Annotated in this window: 1 protein-coding gene; it reads left to right on the top strand. The window is 59.8% G+C overall.

The annotated features are described in order from the left end of the window. On the top strand, positions 1-1200 hold a 1200-nt coding region (locus ACUHMQ_RS20025), incomplete at both ends, for a replication endonuclease (protein WP_445297220.1).

Genomic DNA, 1200 nt, shown 5'->3' with positions numbered 1-1200 from the left:
ACAACAAACCCTCTCCCTGCTGCAAACCAAATGGAAAGACCAGACCGAAGCCCTACGCCATGCGCTAGCCACCAGCAACGAAGGCGATGAAGTCTCGTTGTTCGATATGCAGCAAAGCAGCGTCGCCAACCCACGTGTCCGTTTTGCGGAGCTCGTCACCCGTGTAAAAGGGTTCGAGCTGGTTGCCGAGGAATTGGGGCATTCGGCGGTCTTCGTGACCGTGACCGCCCCGAGTGCTTATCACCCTAGTAAGACCGTCAGCGGTAAGCGTAAGCGCGGCCAGCGGGCCTTTGACCAAATCATTAACCCGGCTTGGGTCGCCGCTGGCAAACCCACCCCCAAGCAGGCGAACGATTACCTATGCCAAACCTGGGGCAAGGTGCGGGCAGCGGCGGATCGTCGCGGCTTACACGTCTATGGCCTACGTACCACCGAACCCCATGCCGACGCCTGCCCACACTGGCACATGATGCTGTTTGGCGAACCCGAGGCCCTCACGCGCTTTGTGGCGCTGTTTCAGGACTACGCCTGCCAAGCCTATCCCGACGAGCTAGTCGGTAAGGTATGGAACAAGGAAGGGGGCAAGTGGCACAAGGTACCCGCGACTAACGTGCGGTTCAATTACCAAGTCATGAACCCAGCCCAAGTGTTACCAGATGGTCGCCGCGTCGGGGGTGCCGTCGCTTACCTTACCAAATACCTAACTAAGAACCTCGACGGTAAAAGCGAACAACGTCGCGACGATGGCGAACATATCGCCCTGGGTGACGACTACGAAGCCGGTACCGACACCATTACCGGGGCACAGAAGGTCCGTGCCTGGGCAAGCTTATGGCATGTGCGTCAGTTCCAATTCTATGGCGGCCCGCCCGTGATCCTATGGCGTGAACTGCGCAAACTACGCGGTGCCAAGCAACACCACGCCCTCATAGACCGGGCTGCCGCTGCTGCCGATACCGGCAACTGGGGCTTGTTCTGCCAGCTCCTGGGCGGCCCGCTGGCCCGTCGTAAAGACCTGCCGTTGTCCTTGGCAAAGGAAGACCGCCCCGAGCAATTGAACCGCTACGGTGAGGCTGCCTGTGCCGTGGTGAAGGGGGTAGAAGCGGGAGCAAAGAAGGTAGTAACACGCACCAAGACCTGGACCATCGACTGGCGTAAGAAGCAGTCGATGTTTGAAGGCGCGGCCGAAGGACTCGCCGC

The organism is Chitinimonas violaceus, from assembly GCF_052601015.1.
The sequence above is the reverse complement of the archived record's forward strand: the minus strand, read 5'-3'. Positions and strand labels throughout refer to the sequence as shown.